Origin of the sequence: Streptomyces sp. NBC_00568, from assembly GCF_026341855.1 — a bacterium.
In the GTDB taxonomy this organism is placed as follows: Bacteria; Actinomycetota; Actinomycetes; order Streptomycetales; family Streptomycetaceae; genus Streptomyces.
Genome location: NZ_JAPENW010000001.1, coordinates 1782100 through 1797248, shown reverse-complemented (window position 1 = coordinate 1797248; position 15149 = coordinate 1782100). Strand labels below are relative to the sequence as shown.

The 15149-nt window shown below is 71.5% G+C and carries 14 protein-coding genes; 8 read left to right on the top strand and 6 right to left on the bottom strand.

Going from position 1 to position 15149, the window contains the following annotated elements; all coding sequences use genetic code 11:
- Window positions 1–129: 129 nt before the first annotated feature.
- The 5 genes from sigE (at window position 130) to OOK38_RS07590 (ending at window position 5363) form a co-directional block, all read left to right on the top strand.
- Window positions 130–828 carry an RNA polymerase sigma factor SigE gene (gene sigE / locus OOK38_RS07610; RefSeq protein ID WP_266762435.1) on the top strand — a complete coding sequence of 233 codons (699 nt, stop codon included), beginning with the start codon at window positions 130–132 and terminating at the stop codon, window positions 826–828.
- The gene (locus OOK38_RS07605; RefSeq protein ID WP_266762437.1) at window positions 825–1793 is read left to right on the top strand and encodes an anti-sigma factor; all 969 of its coding nucleotides are present in this window, start codon (window positions 825–827) and stop codon (window positions 1791–1793) included. The genes sigE and OOK38_RS07605 overlap by 4 nt, the downstream gene beginning before the upstream one ends.
- 137 nt (window positions 1794–1930) lie before the next feature.
- Window positions 1931–3730, top strand: coding sequence for a S1C family serine protease (locus OOK38_RS07600; RefSeq protein WP_266762439.1), 1800 nt, complete (start codon window positions 1931–1933; stop codon window positions 3728–3730).
- Between the two features lie 205 nt (window positions 3731–3935).
- On the top strand, window positions 3936–4373 hold the full coding sequence (locus tag OOK38_RS07595) for a sec-independent translocase (RefSeq protein WP_266762441.1): 438 nt from the start codon (window positions 3936–3938) through the stop codon (window positions 4371–4373).
- A 333-nt stretch (window positions 4374–4706) separates the two neighbouring features.
- A complete protein-coding gene (locus tag OOK38_RS07590) occupies window positions 4707–5363 on the top strand; it encodes a hypothetical protein (RefSeq protein WP_266762442.1) in 657 nt (218 codons plus the stop codon).
- A 97-nt stretch (window positions 5364–5460) separates the two neighbouring features.
- On the opposite strand, the gene OOK38_RS07585 is transcribed toward OOK38_RS07590, so the two are convergent.
- From OOK38_RS07585 to OOK38_RS07575, 3 genes are read right to left on the bottom strand one after another with little or no spacing between them, the layout of a single operon-like run.
- Window positions 5461–6594 carry an Mrp/NBP35 family ATP-binding protein gene (locus OOK38_RS07585; protein ID WP_266762443.1) on the bottom strand — a complete coding sequence of 378 codons (1134 nt, stop codon included), beginning with the start codon at window positions 6592–6594 and terminating at the stop codon, window positions 5461–5463.
- A 43-nt stretch (window positions 6595–6637) separates the two neighbouring features.
- Window positions 6638–7234, bottom strand: a complete 597-nt coding sequence (locus OOK38_RS07580; RefSeq protein ID WP_266762444.1) for a DUF1003 domain-containing protein — start codon at window positions 7232–7234, stop codon at window positions 6638–6640.
- On the bottom strand, window positions 7224–8615 hold the full coding sequence (locus OOK38_RS07575; RefSeq protein WP_266762446.1) for a CBS domain-containing protein: 1392 nt from the start codon (window positions 8613–8615) through the stop codon (window positions 7224–7226). The genes OOK38_RS07580 and OOK38_RS07575 overlap by 11 nt, the downstream gene beginning before the upstream one ends.
- 186 nt (window positions 8616–8801) lie before the next feature.
- Between OOK38_RS07575 and OOK38_RS07570 the strand changes: the two genes are divergently transcribed.
- On the top strand, window positions 8802–9560 hold the full coding sequence (locus OOK38_RS07570) for a hypothetical protein (protein WP_266762448.1): 759 nt from the start codon (window positions 8802–8804) through the stop codon (window positions 9558–9560).
- 82 nt (window positions 9561–9642) lie between these two features.
- Here the strand turns inward: OOK38_RS07570 and OOK38_RS07565 are convergent, their stop codons facing one another.
- Complete coding sequence (locus OOK38_RS07565; protein WP_266762450.1) at window positions 9643–10188, bottom strand: hypothetical protein; 546 nt, start codon at window positions 10186–10188, stop codon at window positions 9643–9645.
- 24 nt (window positions 10189–10212) lie between these two features.
- Window positions 10213–11325 carry a magnesium and cobalt transport protein CorA gene (locus OOK38_RS07560; protein ID WP_266762452.1) on the bottom strand — a complete coding sequence of 371 codons (1113 nt, stop codon included), beginning with the start codon at window positions 11323–11325 and terminating at the stop codon, window positions 10213–10215.
- 616 nt (window positions 11326–11941) lie between these two features.
- On the opposite strand from OOK38_RS07560, the gene OOK38_RS07555 reads away from it, so the two are divergent.
- Window positions 11942–12526 (top strand): suppressor of fused domain protein, encoded by a 585-nt coding sequence (locus tag OOK38_RS07555; RefSeq protein ID WP_266762454.1) that lies wholly within the window; start codon window positions 11942–11944, stop codon window positions 12524–12526.
- 51 nt (window positions 12527–12577) lie between these two features.
- Here the strand turns inward: OOK38_RS07555 and OOK38_RS07550 are convergent, their stop codons facing one another.
- A complete protein-coding gene (locus OOK38_RS07550) occupies window positions 12578–13831 on the bottom strand; it encodes an MFS transporter (protein WP_266762455.1) in 1254 nt (417 codons plus the stop codon).
- 163 nt (window positions 13832–13994) lie between these two features.
- Here OOK38_RS07550 and OOK38_RS07545 point away from each other — a divergent pair, with 163 nt between their 5' ends.
- A complete protein-coding gene (locus OOK38_RS07545; RefSeq protein ID WP_266762457.1) occupies window positions 13995–14636 on the top strand; it encodes a DUF6758 family protein in 642 nt (213 codons plus the stop codon).
- Window positions 14637–15149: the final 513 nt, after the last annotated feature.

Below are 15149 nucleotides of genomic sequence, written 5' to 3'. Positions count from 1 at the left end.
GAGCCCGTATCAAATTCCCGTAAAACCGCTTATCCGGAGCTAACGGGCGAGGTGGCTATGGTAGGGGCTCCACTGGACACCACCAGAGCCGACAGGGGAGGTGCGGCTGCGCCTGTGGATCGGGGAGGGGTGCTGAGGCGCCTACTCAGATCAGCCGGTGAGCCGAAATCCGTGACCGACAACGCTGACCAGTCCCACGCCGCTGCCCCTGTGCAGACCGCGACGTTCACCACCGACGCGGAGTCGCAGCCGTGGACTCCGCCCACGTGGGAGGAGATCGTCAGCACCCACAGCGGCCGCGTCTACCGCCTCGCCTACCGCCTCACGGGCAACCAGCACGACGCCGAGGACCTCACCCAGGAAGTCTTCGTCCGCGTCTTCCGCTCGCTGTCGACGTACACACCCGGCACCTTCGAGGGCTGGCTGCACCGCATCACCACGAACCTCTTCCTCGACATGGTGCGGCGCAAGCAGCGCATCCGCTTCGACGCCCTCGGCGACGACGCGGCCGAGCGCCTGCCCAGCCGGGAGCCCTCCCCGCAGCAGGTCTTCAACGACGCGCACTTCGACGCCGACGTCCAGCAGGCGCTGGACACCCTCGCACCCGAGTTCCGTGCCGCCGTCGTCCTCTGCGACATCGAGGGACTGTCCTACGAGGAGATCGCCGCGACCCTGGGCGTCAAGCTCGGCACGGTCCGCTCCCGGATCCACCGCGGCCGCTCCCAGCTGCGCAAAGCCCTGGCTCACCGGTCTCCCGAGGCCCGCGCCGAGCGACGCTCGTTCGCGGCCCGTGTGCCCGTGCTGGGGGGAGGGGGCGCGACCGCGTGAGTGGATCCCGTCCTACCCCTGCCGAGCAGCACCTCGGAGACCGGCTGTCCGCCCTGGTGGACGGAGAGCTCGGTCATGAGTCGCGCGACCGCGTCCTAGCCCACCTCGCCACCTGTGCGAAGTGCAAGGCCGAGGCCGACGCACAGCGCCGACTGAAGAACGTCTTCGCGGAAGTGGCCCCGCCGCCCCCCTCCGAAAGCTTCCTGGCCCGTCTCCAGGGGCTTCCCGGGGGAGGCGACTCCGACAGCTCGCGGCTCGGCGGAGGAAGCTTCGGCTCCGGACTTCCCGGCGGCTCCGCGGGCACCGGCCTGCCCGGCGTCTTCGGAATGCGGGGCGAACCCTTCGGGTACGTGCCGGCCGGACCGCACACCGATGTACTGCCGTCCTCACCGGGCCGCGGCTTCCGTATCCATGACGTCAGCCGTCACGAGGCCGAGCGGTCGGCCTCGCGCGGGCTGCGGTTCGCCTTCGCCGCGGCGGGCGCGGTGTCGCTGGCCGCCGTCGCGCTCGGCGGGGTGTCCACCGGAATGCCGGGGGACACCGCGGACGCCCGCGGTGGATCCGGCACCGGAAGCAATGTGACGCCGTCACGCTCCCAGGGCGCGGGGGCCGCCACGACTCCCGAGTCCCAGCGCCGCCGGTCCGTCGGACCGCTGCTCGCCCAGGGCGAGCGGGCGCTCGGCAATGGTCCGGTGGCGCCGACCGAGGTGTCCGCCCCGCTGCTGCCCGGAGTCCCCGCTCCGGCGGGCCGCGGCCAGGAGGCCATGCACGCGCTGACGACACCGGTGGTGGCCGGTGCCGCCGCGATGTCCCCACTCATACGTCCGCTCACCGACGCCCAGCCGCTCGCGCTGACCTCGTGGCCCGCCGACCAGGACGTCACGACTCCGGGGCTGCTCGCCGCCCCCGCCGCCACACCGTCCCCCACTTCCTCCTCGTCCCCCACCTCTCGTACCGCCCGCTGACCCCGCCCTCTGCGCTGCGGCCCGTGAACCTGGTTGAATCCGGGGTGGGCCGCGCCCGCGGGGGATCACGGGTGTGGGGTCGACAAGTCTGCGGTGACCGTCGGCGCGTTGTGCCGCGGGCCAGGTGTGGGGAGAGCATGGACGAGGGCAAGCCCACGAAGGCGAAGTGGTGGGGCCGGCCCCGGCCGCAGGGCACGGGAGCCGAATCCGGGCCCGGGGGCGGAGCTCCCGTTCCCGGGGAGGGTGACCGCGACCGGGACGGCGACGGGGACTTCGAGCTGGCCCGCCCCGCGGGGATTTCCGGTCCGGCCGAAGGCGCGGCCTCCACCTCTTCCGCGTCCGCTTCCCCCGTCGGCCTCGACAAGGATGCCGACGGCGGCGACGCGGACGACGGCGACTTCGAGCTGGAGCGGCCCGCCCCGCGGCGCCCCGAGCCCCTGCACGCCCCCGACCCCTACAGCACCCCGCCCTACGGCCGTCCAGGCCCCTGGGCGCCCGCCCCGCCGGTCCAGCACCCGGCGGCCGCCCTCACGCAGGACACGCGGGCGCAGGGCGCGCACGCGCCGGGTTCCCGGGCGGAGGCGGCCACCCCCGCCCACGGAACGCACCTCACCGGGGGAATCCCGCCCCAGAGCGCGCCCTTCGGCGCCGCGCCCCAGGACGCGCCGCCCCCGGCGCCCGCCGGACAGGGCTTCCCGCACGTAGCGGAGCCCGCCGCGTCCGCCGAGTCCGCCGCACCCGACCCCTGGCAGAACTACGACCCCTGGGCCGCGCCCGGACCCCTCCAGCAGAACGGGGTCGGCGTGCCCACCGCGGCGCAGCGGCGCAGGCGGACCCGGAAGGCCCTGGTGCTCGGCGCCCTCGCGCTCGCGCTGGTGTCCGGGGGAGTGGGCGGTGCCGCGGGGGCGTATCTGGAGCGCAACGGCGGGCTGACGGACGTCGAGCTGCCGCAGGCCGCCAAGGAGGCCCCGGGGCGCGCCCCGGACAGCGTCGCCGGGATCGCGGCGCACGCGCTGCCCAGCGTCGTCACCCTCCATGTGCGCGGAAGCGAGGAGGAGGGCACCGGCACCGGATTCGTGCTCGACGGCCAGGGACACATCCTCACCAACAACCACGTGATCGAACCGGCCGGCGGCAGCGGCGAGATATCCGTGACGTTCAGCGGCGGTGAGACCGCGAAGGCCGAGCTCGTCGGGCACGACAGCGGCTACGACCTCGCCGTGGTCAAGGTCTCGGGCGTCCGCGGTCTCTCTCCGATGCCGCTGGGCAACTCGGACAACGTCCAGGTCGGCGACCCCGTCGTCGCCATCGGCGCGCCCTTCGACCTCGCCAACACCGTCACCTCCGGGATCATCAGCGCCAAGGAGCGGCCCATCACGGCGGGCGGCGAGAAGGGCGACGGGACCGACGTCTCCTATGTGGACGCCCTGCAGACCGACGCGCCCATCAACCCCGGCAACTCGGGCGGGCCCCTGCTCGACACGCGGGCCCGCGTCATCGGCATCAACAGCGCCATCCGCTCCGCCGACAGCGGCTCCGGCCTGGGGAGCGGTCAGGCCGGTTCCATCGGGCTCGGCTTCGCCATCCCCGTCAACCAGGCCAAGCGCGTCGCCGAAGAACTGATCAACACCGGCAGGGCCACCCACCCTGTGATCGGTGTCACGCTCGACATGGAGTACGACGGCGACGGCGCGCGTGTCACCGCCAAGGCCGCCGGGGGCGGTCCGTCCGTCACCGCGGGCGGTCCCGGTGCGAAGGCGGGCATCAAGGCGGGCGACGTCATCACCGAGGTCGACGGCCGGCGCGTCCACTCCGGCGAGGAACTCATCGTGAAGACCCGCGCCCACCGTCCCGGCGACCGGCTCCGGCTGACGCTCCGGCGAGGCGGCGCGGAGAAGACGGTCACCCTGGTCCTCGGTTCCGCGAGCGGCGACTGAGCCGTGAGACACGGCCCAGGAGTGACACGAACCTCACAGCCGAGCGCGATGTCGCAGCTCCGGACGGCAAACAACGCGGAAAACCGGCCGTGCGGAGGAAGTCGGAAGCCCCGGGACAGGTCCGGGCCGGGTACCGTTGGACCCGGCCCGGACCACGGAAGACTCCCGAGGGCCGAGGACCGAGGACATCGCAAGGAGCTACCAGGTGTTCAATGACATAGGAATCTTCGAGCTGGTGACGCTCGTCGTCCTCGCCGTGCTCGTCTTCGGTCCCGAGAAGCTCCCGAAGATGATTCAGGACGTCACGCGCACGATTCGCAAGATCCGTGAGTTCTCGGAGAGCGCCAAGGCGGACATCCGCGATGAACTCGGCCCGGAGTTCAAGGACTTCGAGTTCGAGGACCTCAACCCCAAGACGTTCATCCGCAAGCAGCTGGACAATGACGAGCTGGGGCTCAAGGAGATCCGTAACGGCTTCGACCTGAAGAAGGAGATGGCCGAGGTCACGGACGCGGTGCACGGCCGCGAGTCCGACTCCTCCGCGTCCTCCACCGGCCCGGCCGGTGGCTCCGTCGACATGACGAAGAAGCGCGAGAAGCTCGCCGCGGACGAGCGCCCGCCCTACGACGCCGACGCCACCTGAGCCGTACGGCCCCCGCTGGGCCGTACGGAGTACCACGGCGGGCTGCCGCGCGAACCGTGCGCGGCCAGGGATCCACGGCCCACGCGGGTCGCGCGCGCCTGCCCGCGGGGGGCCCTCGGAACGCGGCCCCGCACGGCCTGAGAACGTGTTCGTCCGCGGTCTGCCGACCTGTCCGCGCGGCTCGAATCCGCCGCGCACACGCCCCACGCGCCGGGCGCTTTCGCGGCTGTTCGGAGCGGTATGGCTATGCTGCCCAGTTGTTGTGCGGACCGACAAGGACGCCCGAGGGGGGCGGGCCACCCGGTCCGACGAGAGCGAGGAGGCGTCCGGCAGATGGAGACGACAAGTCGGGTAGGCGCGCAGGCGCCGGCCGCGGAGGGCGGACAACAGGTCCCCTCCGCCCGGCGTACGGTCGACGGCTACCTGCTGGCGCCCTTCCCCTGGTACGGCCTCGACGAGGCCTTCACGGGGCCGCGGTGGCTGATGCAGGTGGGTACCTCGGCGGACGGTGCCGTCGAGCACGGTTCGATCGGGCACGGTGACGAGCCGACGGTGCGCGGTGAGTCGACCGAGGACAAGGAGCGGTTCGCGGTGGTGGTCACCGTCGCCGCCAGCCCGGTGCGCCGCAGCGCGGACGGCACGGGCCTGCTGGAGGCCACCTCGGTGTCCTCGGCGGCGTGGCTCGCCGGTGTGGGGCTGCTGTCCTTCACCTGGCCCGGCCAGATGGACCACGCCCGGCGCGACGACTGGCTGGACCAGCAGACCGAGACCGCGTGGGTGCTGGCCGACGACCTGAACGGTCCGGACTGGTCCACCCTGTCCCTCCCCGTGGACGGCGTCCCGACGACCTTCCACTACCGCGAGTCCGAGTTCGGCTGGGTCCTCGCGGGTTCCACCCAGGAAGGCGTCCACGTGGGCGCGTACGGCCGGGGAATGAGCGCGTACGGGCTGGGCTTCGCGATGATCAAGGACATCGCGACGTACGCCTAGGGGAGGCCCTGACAGGCGCTACGAGGAAGGGGGCGCCGTCCGCACGGACGGCGCCCCCTCCTTAGTACGGGAAGCGCGGGAACTTCGCGGGGAAGTCCTAGAACTTGTTGCGCGGGGTGATGCCCAGCGACATGCCCGACAGGCCGCGCTGGCGGCCGCCCAGCTTGCCCGCGATGGCGCGCAGGGCCGAGCCGGCGGGGGAGTCGGGGTCGGTCAGGACCACCGGCTTGCCCTCGTCGCCGCCCTCGCGGAGGCGGACGTCGATCGGGATGGAGCCGAGGACCGGGACGGTCGCCCCGGTGGTGCGGGTCAGCCCGTCGGCCACCGACTGGCCGCCGCCCGTGCCGAACACGTCGACCATCTCGCCGCAGTGCGGGCAGGGCAGCCCCGACATGTTCTCGACGACACCCACGATCTTCTGGTGGGTCTGCACGGCGATGGAGCCCGCGCGCTCGGCCACCTCGGCCGCCGCCTGCTGCGGGGTCGTGACGACCAGGATCTCGGCGTTCGGGACGAGCTGCGCGACGGAGATCGCGATGTCGCCCGTGCCCGGCGGGAGGTCGAGGAGCAGGACGTCCAGGTCGCCCCAGTACACGTCCGCCAGGAACTGCTGGAGGGCGCGGTGCAGCATCGGGCCGCGCCAGACCACCGGCGCGTTGCCCGGGGTGAACATGCCGATGGAGATGACCTTCACGCCGTGCGCGGACGGCGGCATGATCATGTTCTCGACCTGGGTCGGCTTGCCGTCCGCGCCGAGCATGCGCGGCACCGAGTGGCCGTAGATGTCGGCGTCCACGACACCGACCTTGAGCCCGTCGGCGGCCATCGCCGCCGCCAGGTTCACGGTGACCGAGGACTTGCCGACGCCGCCCTTGCCGGAGGCCACCGCGTACACGCGGGTCAGCGAGCCGGGCTGGGCGAAGGGCACCTCGCGCTCAGCCGTGCCGCCCTTCAGCGCGGTCGCCAGTTCGCGCCGCTGTTCGTCGCTCATCACGTCGAGCTCGACCTCGACCGCGGTGACGCCCTCGACCCGCGAGACCGCCTCTGTCACCCGCTGGGTGATCGTGTCGCGCATCGGGCAGCCGGAGACCGTCAGGTACACGGCGACCGCGACCACGCCATCCGCACCGATCTGCACCGATTTGACCATCCCCAGTTCGGTGATGGGTCGGTTGATCTCGGGGTCGTTCACCGTCGCCAGTGCTTCACGCACCGCGTCTTCCGTAGCCATAGGACGATGGTACGGCGCTCCCCAGGGGCCCCGGAAAGCCCCGTCACCGGTCGTCTACGTCACGTCCGTGCGACCGTTCCGCCGGGAATACGATCCGGTCGTCCCCGTGGCCGTCGGGATGACGGTCCTCCAGCTCCTTGAACAGGTCGTGGAGCTCGGAGCGGATCCAGTCGCGGGTGGCCACCTCGCCGAGGCCCATCCGCAGCGCGGCGATCTCGCGGGTGAGGTACTCGGTGTCGGCGATGGACCGCTCGTTCTGCTTGCGGTCCTGTTCGAGGTTGACCCGGTCGCGGTCGTCCTGCCGGTTCTGCGCCAGCAGGATCAGCGGGGCGGCGTAGGAGGCCTGGAGCGACAGCATCAGGGTCAGGAAGATGAACGGGTAGTTGTCGAAGCGCAGGTCGTGCGGCGCGAAGATGTTCCACACCACCCACAGGATGATGACGACCGTCATCCAGACGATGAACCGTCCGGTGCCGAGGAAGCGGGCGATGCGCTCCGAGAGCCGTCCGAAGGCCTCCGGGTCCCACTCGGGCAGCAGTCTGCGCCCCGGCAGCTTCGGCTGGTCCAGCCGGGTGCGCGGCCGGGAGGCCGCCGTCGCCCCACTGGCGACCCGCTCACGGGCCTCACGCTCAGGCGCCATGGCGTTCCTCTCCGCCCAGCGGGCCGTCCGGCCCCCGGCGGTCGTCCTCGTGGCCGTGGGAGTCCTCGTGGACCCCTTCACGGCCGTCCCCGTGGGTGCTCTCGTGCATGCTCTCGTGCACGCCCTCGTCCAGATGGAACTCCGTCTCCCGCCAGTCCTCGGGCAGCATGTGGTCCAGCACGTCGTCCACGGTCACCGCCCCGAGCAGCGAGCCGCTCTCGTCGACGACGGGAGCCGCGACCATGTCGTACGTCGCGAAGAACCCGGCCACCACGGGCAGCTCGTCCTCCGGGGCCAGTGGCTGGAGGTCGTCGTCGACGAGCGAGCCGACCAGGGTGAACGGCGGATCGCGCAGCAGCCGCTGGAAGTGCACCGCCCCCAGGTACTTGCCCGTCGGCGTCTCGTCCGGCGGGCGGCACACGTACACCTGGGCGGCGAGCGCGGGGGAGAGGTCGGGGTCGCGGACCCGGGCGAGCGCTTCGGCGACGGTCGCGTCGGCGCGCAGCACGATGGGCTCGGTGGTCATGAGTCCGCCCGCCGTCCGTTCCGCGTACGCCATCAGCCGCCGGACGTCCGCCGCCTCGCCGGGCCGCATCAGCGTCAGCAGCCGCTCCACGTCCTCGGTGGGCAGTTCGGCGAGCAGGTCGGCCGCGTCGTCCGGGTCCATCGCCTCCAGGACGTCGGCCGCGCGCTCCTCCTTGAGCTTGCCGAGGATCTCGATCTGGTCGTCCTCGGGCAGCTCCTCAAGGACGTCGGCGAGACGGTCGTCGTCGAGCGCCGCGGCCACCTCGCCGCGCCGCTTCGGCGACAGGTGGTGCAGCACGTTCGCGAGGTCGGCCGGGCGCAGCTGCTCGAAGGTGGCGAGCAGGCTCTCCGCGCCCTGTCCGTGCTCCTCCAGGGAGAACCCGGTGACGGAGGACCAGTCGACCGTCATCGTCTCGCCCTTGGAGCGCCGGAAGGTGCCGCTGCGCCCCTTGCGCACGAAGACGCGGCCGATCTCCCAGTCCCTGCGGGCCGGCAGCTGCTGGATCGACACGTCCAGGACGGTGACCTCCTCGCCGGTCTCGACGAGGGTGACGAGCCGGTCGAGCAGTTCGCCGAAGACGAGCCGTTCGGTGGGCCGCTGCTCGAAGCGGCGCACGTTCAGGACGCCGGTCGTGATGACCTGGCCGGACTCGATGCCGGTCACCCGGGTCATGGGCAGGAAGATCCGGCGGCGCGTGGACAGTTCGACGACGAGGCCGAGCAGCCGGGGAGGCCGCCGTCCGACGCGCAGCATGGCGACGAGGTCCCGCACCCGGCCCACCTGGTCGCCGTTCGGGTCGAAGACGGCGACACCGGCCAGGTGCGAGACGAAGATCCGGGGGGCGCCTGCGGCCATGCCCGCGCCTCCTTCGCTTCGAAGCGTTATGTGCCGGTCTGTCCGCTCGGGTGGGCTTCAGGCTAGCCCGTCCCGGTCGGATACGCCCTGGTGGGCGGTCCGGACGGACTGCCTCCGTCGGGAGGGGGCGGCACCGGTACGCTGCCGTACGCCGTTGAGGACCGCGCACGAGAGGCAGCCCCACCTGTGACTGCAATTCCCCAGGGCCGTACCCGCAGAGCCGTGATGGCGACCGCGATGTGCGCACTGGCCGTGACAGGGACGGGACTGACGGGGTGCGGCAGCGAGGACCCGGACGCGGGCACGAACGGGGTCGGCAAGCTGCCCGCCGCCACCATCCAGGCGAAGACGAAGAAGGCGGCCGACGACGCGAAGACCGTACGGCTGTCCGGGACCGTCGTCTCGAACGGGACCACGTACACCCTCGACATGCGTCTCAAGTCCGACGGCGGGACCGGCTCGGTCACCTCGAAGGGGGCCAGTTTCCGGCTGCTGCGGGTCGGTGAGCACCTCTTCCTCAAGGCGAACGCCGAGTTCTGGGCCCATCAGGACGGCAAGAGCGGCGGCAAGCCGTCGGACACCGCCGCGGCGGACAAGCTGGAGGGCATGTACGTGAAGGTGCCGACCGGCGACCCCGCGTACAAGCGCTTCAGTGGCTTCACCGACAAGGACGTCCTGCTCGACGGGCTGCTCAGTCTGCACGGCGACCTCGCCACGGACGGCCACCACGAGGAGTCCGGCGTCCGCACCATCCGCATCACCGGCGACAAGGGCTCGGGCGGCACCCTGGACGTCTCGTTGCAGGGGACCCCCTATCCGCTCCTCCTGTCGCGGGCGGGCAACGCCGGCACCCTCCGGCTGACCGACTGGGGCAAGGACTTCGCGCTGAAGGAGCCGTCCAAGAAGGAGACGGTCGACTACGGGCAGCAGCTGCCCACGTCGTAGCCCCGCGCGGCCTCTGGGCCCGGTGCGGTCCGCGGCGGCTCGGACCCCGCCACCATCCGTGGCGTGACCCGGACGACGGCCCCTAGCGGCCCTTGCGCTTCCTCTTCATCAGCAGGCGGGGCAGCGCCGCCGGAATCGGCAGGCGGGTGGTCGCCGGGGTCGGCACCGGCCGCTCGGCGAGCGAGCCGTCGGGCAGTTCGGCGGTCCCGCCCATCGGTTCGAGGCGCAGCACCCGGCACTCGCGCGCCCAGCGCTCCGGCATGGCCTCGCCGTCGTGGGCGTTCAGCCGCTTGCCCTTGAGTTCACCGACGGCGGCTTCCCACGCGGGGGTGTTCTCGGCGAGCTCCACGACCGCGGCGGACCAGGAGACGAGCCGTCCGCCCTTGTCCTTGCTGCGAACGGTGACCACCGCGAAGCCCCCGTCGATCAGGTCCGGCAGCGGCTGCTCGCCGGGCCCGTCGCCGACCACGCAGGCCGCGCCGTCGTGCCACACGTGCCACAGCGCCTGAGTGGGTCCCTCCTGAGCCGGACCGGGGAGCGCCGGCGTGACGGCGCCCCGCACCCAGATCAGCCCGGACTTCTTGGTGGCCTCCTCTACGAGGGCCTGGTCGAGCAGCTCTTGCGTCATGGGGCCAAGCCTATCCAGCCCGCCCTAGAGCCAGCCGTTGCGCTTCAGGATGCGGTGGATCGAGAGACAGAGGCCGACCGTGATGCCCATGACCACCGGGTAGCCGTAGCGTGCGTGCAGCTCGGGCATGTGCTCGAAGTTCATGCCGTACACGCCACAGACCATCGTCGGTACGGCGATGATCGCGGCCCACGAGGTGATCTTGCGCATGTCCTCGTTCTGCGCCACGGAGGCCTGCGCGAGGTTGGCCTGGAGGATCGAGTTGAGCAGTTCGTCGAAGCCGAGGACCTGCTCCTGCACGCGCGCGAGGTGGTCGGCGACGTCGCGGAAGTACTTCTGGATGTCGGGGTCGATGAGCCGCATCGGGCGCTCGCTGAGCAGCTGCATGGGGCGCAGCAGCGGCGACACCGCCCGCTTGAACTCGAGCACCTCACGCTTGAGCTGGTAGATCTGCCCGGCGTCCGTGCCGCGCGGGGTGCCCTTGCGGCCCGGCGAGAACACCTCGGTCTCGACCTCGTCGATGTCGTCCTGCACGGCGTCCGCGACCGCGATGTAGCCGTCGACGACATGGTCGGCGATCGCGTGCAGCACCGCCGAGGGGCCCTTGGCGAGCAGCTCGGGGTCGTCCTGCAGCCGGTGCCGCAGGGCGCGCAGCGAGCCCTGTCCGCCGTGCCGGACGGTGATGAAGAAGTCCCGTCCGGTGAAGCACATGACCTCGCCGGTCTCGACGATCTCGCTGGTCGCCGTCAGCCGGTCGTGCTCGACGTAGTGGATGGTCTTGAAGACGGTGAAGAGGGAGTCGTCGTAGCGCTCCAGCTTGGGCCGCTGGTGGGCCTGGACGGCGTCCTCGACGGCAAGCGGGTGCAGCCCGAACTCCCCGGCGATACCGGCGAATTCGTCCTCGGTGGGCTCGTGCAGGCCGATCCACACGAAGCCGCCGTCGCGCCGCACCTGGCGCATCGCCTCCTGCGGCGTGAGCGGCGTGCGCGTCTGGACACGGGCGCCGTCGCGGTAGACGGCGCAGTCGACCACGGCCGACGGGGTGCCGGGGTCACGGGTGGTGTCGTACGAGCCACTGTCCTTGCGCGGCGAGGGGCGGGGGCGGACCGCGGCGCGCAGGTCTCGGATCATCGACATGGCAGGCTCCTTTTCGCAACGGAGGCGGCCGGCGACGGTTGGAACTACCCGGAATGGGGACGTCCTGACTGCGGATGTTTGGCACGTCCACAAAGCGGGGAGCACCGCACCGTCGCGGTGGCAGCTTCGCTGTTGATTCAGATCGGACAGATCAGGGGTTCAGATCGGACAGATCAGGCGGAAACGAAGCGCTCTTCCGTGGTGCACCGGGCAACGCTGACACGTATGCACACGTTTGCGGGAGGCGGCAGCCGGCAAGGCTGAAAAACCAGCGGAACCAGCTACGAACTCAGCGACCGGAAGAGCGGGTGGTACTGCACGGTCGACTTCGGTCCATTGCAGCCCCACCTCCTCCGGTCGGTCCCCCATGAGGGACGATCCATCCCCCGAAGGGGAGTCTGTCTCCCTCCGAAGGGGAGTCAGATCAGTCTCAGTGCGTCGGAGCCCGGGAGCAACTCCCCCAGCGCCAAGAGGGCCTGGGTGGTGCCTCCACTGTGCGCTGCTCCGACCAGCGGCCAAGACTATCAGCGCACCGATACGTCAAGTCCCCGCTTTGCGCGTTGTTGACCAGGGTCCGGTGCGCCGTCGCGCAGTTGACGCGGCCTATGCTCGGCCCATGGCTGATGTTCTTCCTCTGGTCGAGGCCCGTTTGCGCTCCGCGCTGGGCGAACCCGACGCGCGGGCCGCGGTCACCTTCCTGGGCACCGATCGCATCGAGGTGCTGCGTTTCACCGAGGGCGACATCGTCCGCTACGCCACGCTCGGCATGTCCGCCCAGCCGATGGCGGACCCCACCGCCGTGCTCGCCGACCCGGTGAAGGGCCCGCGCGCCGAGTTGGTCCTCTCGGTCCGGCCGGGCGGCGCCGACACCGACAAGGTGCTCCGGCCGCTGGCCGTGCTCGGAGCCTCACCCCAGGTAGAGGGCCTGGTCGTGGCCCCCGGCGCCTCGCTCGACGTGGGCGAACCCCTGTGGCCCGGCGCGCCGTTCACCTCCGTCCTGGTCGCGGAGTCCGGCGGTCTGGTGGAGGACCTGGAACTGGACGAGCCCGCCGACCCCGTGCGGTTCCTGCCGCTGCTCCCCATGACGCCCAACGAGGCCGCCTGGAAGCGCGTGCACGGCGCCGCCGCGCTCCAGGAGCGCTGGCTGAACGGCGGTACGGACCTGCGCGATCCGCTGCGCAAGTCCGTACCGCTGGACTGACCGACCTCCGGAGTCCGGCCCGACAGGACGTCAGCTTCCGCTCCCGGCCGGTCAGTTGGCGAAGACGGTGACGCCGTCCTCGGTGGCGTGGGCCGGCTCCAGTCGCCCGGCCTCGGAGGTGAGCGCCTCGCGCCGTACGAAGACCACCGCCGCGCCCAGCAGCGCGGTGACCGCGGCGACCACGAACGGGACGTGGATGTCGCTCCACTCCTCGATCTTCGGCGCGAAGTACGGCGCCGCCGCGGCCGCGAACCAGCGCACGAAGTTGTAGCCGGCGCTCGCCACGGGCCGCGGTGCGTCCGAGACCCCGAGGGCCAGCTCCGTGTAGACGGTGTTGTTCACGCCGATGAAGGCGCCGGACAGGATCGTGCAGACGACGGCGGTGGTGTGGTCGCCGTACCCGAGGACGAGCACGTCGGCGGCGAGCAGCACCAGGGAGCCGCCCAGCACCTTCAGCGAGCCGAACCGGGCCTGCAGGCGCGGCGCCACGATCACCGAGAACACCGCGAGCAGTACGCCCCAGCAGAAGAACACCGCGCCGGACTTGTACGGCGTCATGTTCAGCACGAACGGGGTGAAGGCCAGCACGGTGAAGAACGTGTAGTTGTAGAAGAACGCGGACGTCGCGGCGGAGGCGAGGCCTCCGTGGCCGAGGGCGCGCAGCGGGTCCAGGAGCGAGGTCTTGCGCGCGGGCTTCGGCTGCTCCTTCAGGAACGCCGTGATGCACAGGAACCCGATCGCCATCAGGAACGCGGTGCCGAAGAACGGGTAGCGCCAGCTGGCGTCACCGAGCAGCGCTCCCAGCAGGGGCCCGCAGGCCATGCCGAGGCCCAGTGCGGACTCGTACAGCAGGATCGCCGCCGCGCTGCCGCCGGCCGCCGCGCCGACGATGACGGCGAGGGCGGTGGAGACGAACAGCGCGTTGCCGAGGCCCCAGCCCGCCCGGAAGCCGACGAGTTCGCCGACCGATCCCGAGGTGCCGGCGAGTCCGGCGAAGACCACGACGAGCGCGAGTCCGAGCAGCAGGGTCCTGCGGCCGCCGATCCGGCTGGAGACGAAGCCGGTCACCAGCATCGCGACGGCGGTGATCAGGAAGTACGAGGTGAAGAGCAGGGACACCTGGCTGGTCGTGGCGTCGAGCCCCTTGGCGATGGACGGCAGGATCGGGTCGACGAGCCCGATGCCCATGAAGGCGACGACGGACGCCCCCGCAGTCGCCCAGACGGCCCTCGGCTGGTGCAGGATGCCGCCCGCGCCCGCGTCGAACGTGTCCCCCTCCGCGGGGCCCTCCGTGTCGCTGATCATGCCTGCTCCTTCGCTGTGCACCGACTGGATCGTTGGCGTATACACACAATAAGTTAGATGAGCTAATTAATGCAAGGTACATCTAGTTTTTGGTGTGGCAGGCGCACGGCGGACGGGTGATCGTCCTTGACGCGGCGAAGGACGGGGAGGACCGTTGGGCCCTATGAGGGGCGAACCCAGTTGCCCGAAGTGTGGTGGCCGGGTCAGGGCTCCCGGCCTCTTTGCCGACTCCTGGCAGTGCGATGTGCACGGCACGGTGCATCCGCTGCAGCCCGTGATCCCGCCCAGCGTCGAGGCCCTCGGTGTGGTCGTGCACCGCGCCCGGGTACCGGTGTGGATGCCTTGGCCGCTGCCGGTCGGCTGGCTGTTCACCGGGGCGGCGTTCGCGGGGGACGACCGCAGTGGTGGCAGGGCCACCGTCATCGCCTGCTCGGGGCCCGGTCCGCTGGGCGGCATGGGTGAACTGATCCTGGTCGCCGAGGAACTCGGCGTCGGCCTCGGCGCCCGGTACGCGGGCATCGAGGGGCCCGATCCCGGCCCGTACATGAGCGTCGAGAAACCGCCTCAGGCGAAGGTCCTCGCGGCGGGCCGGCCCACCCCGCTCTGGCACGTCTCCAGCTCCCCCGACGATCGCGCCGTCTTCGCGGGCGAGGCGCGCGGACTGTGGCTGTGGGCCGTCGTCTGGCCCGAACAGACCGGACTGCTGATGTACGACGAACTGGTCCTGACGGATCTGCGCGACGCGGGCGCGGAGGTGGACCTGCTGCCGTGCGGCGCCTTGTCGCCGCGCATCCTGGAGCCGTAGGACCGCGCCGGCCAGTGACAGTCCCCGCTCCGCCGGGCTGAGACGGTCCCGCTCCGCCGGGCCCGGGATCAGGGCTCGGGCGGGTCTCGTCGCGTACGGACGCCCGGTTCCCGGAAGGCCGGGTCCGATGGGTGCCGGGGATGGGCGGATGCCGGGTCCGATGGGCGCCGGGATGGGCGGATGTCGGGCCTGGTGAATGCCAGGCTGGGTGGATGCCGGGTCTGGCGAATGCCGGGTGTGGTGAATGCCGGGGTTCGAGGGGTGTCGGGTTCGGTGGTGGCGGGTTCGAGGGCGCTGGGTCCTGGGAGTGCCTGGGGTGCCGGATGTCGGATACCGGGGGGTCTGGTGAATGCGGGGTACGGCGGGTGCCGGGGTCGGCGGCGGGATTCTGGAGTTCGGTCGTCGGCGGCTCTGCGGGATGTGTAGGGGGTGCTCGGGTGGTGCGGGTGTGACAGAGGGGTGTCGGATTCCCGTTATCCTTGAGCGTCCCCGTCCGTCCCGTCACCGCCTGGA